This is a genomic window from Streptomyces sp. UH6, assembly GCF_013421635.1.
Taxonomy (GTDB): domain Bacteria; phylum Actinomycetota; class Actinomycetes; order Streptomycetales; family Streptomycetaceae; genus Streptomyces; species Streptomyces abyssomicinicus.
The window spans coordinates 1-2,409 of record NZ_JACADT010000873.1; the positions used below are offsets into that span (position 1 = coordinate 1).

At 72.7% G+C, this 2,409-nt stretch carries 3 protein-coding genes; all 3 read left to right on the forward strand.

Annotated features, from left to right (window positions below):
* Nucleotides 1-692: indole-3-glycerol-phosphate synthase (locus tag HW445_RS26965; protein WP_180223485.1), on the forward strand; the 692-nt coding region annotated here is incomplete at its 5' end.
* Nucleotides 689-1,876, forward strand: coding sequence for a tryptophan synthase subunit beta (gene trpB, locus HW445_RS26970; RefSeq protein WP_180223486.1), 1,188 nt, complete (start codon nucleotides 689-691; stop codon nucleotides 1,874-1,876). The genes HW445_RS26965 and trpB, both read left to right, overlap by 4 nt.
* Nucleotides 1,873-2,409, forward strand: a 537-nt coding sequence (trpA, locus tag HW445_RS26975) for a tryptophan synthase subunit alpha (RefSeq protein WP_180223487.1), incomplete at its 3' end; no start/stop codon positions are given. The genes trpB and trpA, both read left to right, overlap by 4 nt.

Genomic DNA, 2,409 nt, shown 5'->3' on the forward strand with positions numbered 1-2,409 from the left:
GCCGCTTCGCCGCCGCGATCGGCGGCCCGGAGGTCTCGGTCATCGCCGAGATCAAGCCGAAGTCCCCCTCCAAGGGGCAGCTCCTCGACCTCGCCCGGGCGGTCCCCACCGCCCGCGGCTACAGCGCCGCCGGCGCCTCCGCGGTCTCCGTGCTCGGCGACACCCCGTACTTCGGCGGCTCGCCCGAACTGGTCCGCTCGGTCGCCGAGGACCCGTGGGTGAGCGTGCCGGTCCTCTTCAAGGACTTCTTCGTCGACACCCGCCAGGTGCAGCTCGCCCACGACAGCGGCGCCGACGCCGTCCTGGTCATCGTCCGCGCCGTCGACGACGCGCTGCTGAAGGACCTCGTCGAGAGCGCGCACGGCCTCGGCCTGGACGCGCTGGTGGAGACCTTCACCCAGGACGAGGTGGACCGGGCGCTGAACGCCGGAGCCCGCGTCGTCGGCATCAACAACCGGGACCTGCAGACCTTCGCGGTGGACCTGGAGAACTCGGCCCGGCTGCGCCGCGGCCTCCCGCGCGACGTGCTGACCGTCAGCGAGAGCGGCCTGTCCGGCCGCGCCGACATCGAACGCATCGCCGCGCACGGCTTCGACGCCGCGCTGATCGGCGAGTCCCTGCTCAACAGCCCCGACCCCGCCGCGCAGGTCCGGTCCTGCACCGGGGTCCCGATCCTGGAGGTGGCCTCGTGAACGGCCGATTCGGCGAGTACGGCGGACAGTTCGTCGCGGAGACCCTGGTGGGCCCGCTGGAGGAACTGGAGGCGGAGTACCACAAGGCGCTGCTGGACCCGGAGTTCACCGAGGAGCTCGACCGGCTGCTGAAGATGTTCGTCGGACGGCCGACCCCGATCACCGAGCTGCACCGGCTCGGCGTCACGGAGAACGGCGTCAAGCTCTGGCTGAAGCGGGAGGACCTCACCCACACCGGCGCGCACAAGATCAACAACTCGATCGGGCAGGCGCTGCTCGCCCACCGGCTGGGCAAGAAGCGGATCATCGCCGAGACCGGCGCCGGCCAGCACGGCGTGGCCGTCGCCGCCGCCTGTGCCTACCTGGGCCTGGACGCCACCGTCTACATGGGCCGCGTCGACGCCGAGCGGCAGGCCCCGAACGTGCAGCGGATGAAGCTGCTCGGCGCGCGGGTGGAGCTGGTGGACCTGGGCACCGCGACCCTGAAGGACGCCATCAACGCGGCGATCCGCGAATGGATCGCGCACCCCGACACCACCCACTACCTGCTCGGCTCCGTCGTCGGCCCGCACCCCTTCCCGACCATCGTGCGCAACTTCCAGTCGGTCATCGGCCGCGAGGCCCGCGCCCAGTTCCTGGAGGAGAACGGCCGCCTGCCCGACGTGGTCGTGGCCTGCGTCGGCGGCGGATCCAACGCGGCCGGCATGTTCAGCGCCTTCCTCGACGACCCGGTCCGCCTGGTCGGCGTGCAGGCGGCCGGCGAGGGCAAGGGCGGCGACGGCGGACACGCGGCGCCCCTGCTGTACGGCGAGCCGGGCGTCCTCCAGGGCACCCGCACCTACCTGCTCCAGGACGACGACGGCCAGATCCAGCTGACCCACTCCATCGCCCCCGGCCTCGACTACGCGGGCGTCGGCCCCGAGCACTCCCACTACAAGGACACCGGCAAGGTCGAGTACATCTCCGCCTCCGACGACGAGGCCCTGGACGCCTTCGTCGCGCTGAGCGCCCACGAGGGCATCGTCCCCGCCCTGGAGTCCGCGCACGCGGTGGCGGGCGCCCTGAAGGTCGCCCGCGGCTGCGAGCCCGGCAGCACCGTCCTCGTCAACCTCTCCGGCCGCGGTGACAAGGACCTCACCTCCGCCATGGCCGCCCTGAAGCAGCGTGAGGAGACCTCCCGATGAAGCGCCTCGAGCAGACCTTCACCGACAACCGGATCAAGGAGGAGACGACCCTGGTCGCCTACATCACCTCCGGTTACCCCTCGCTCGGCGAGACCGTCGGCCTGATCCGCGCCGCCGTGGACGCGGGCGCCGACGTGATCGAACTGGGCGTCCCCTTCTCCGACCCGCTGGGCGACGGCCCGGTCATCCAGGCCACCGGCCAGGCCGCCCTGGACACCGGCACCACCACGGCCGCCACCATCGACGTGGTCGCCGAGGCGCGGGCCGCCGGCGTCGAGGCGCCGATCGTGCTCATGGGCTACTGCAACCCCTTCCTGCGCTACGGACTGACCCAGCTGTACGACGACGCCCGCACGGCCGGCGCCGACGGCTTCGTCGTCCCCGACCTGCCGGTCAGCGAGGGCGGCCCGTGGCTGGAGCGGGCCCGCGCCGCCGACCTCGGGCAGTCCTTCTTCGCCGCGCCCGGCAGCTCGCCGGAGCGGATCGCGGCCTCCTCCGCCGCCTCCCGCGGCTTCCTCTACGTCCTCGCCGCG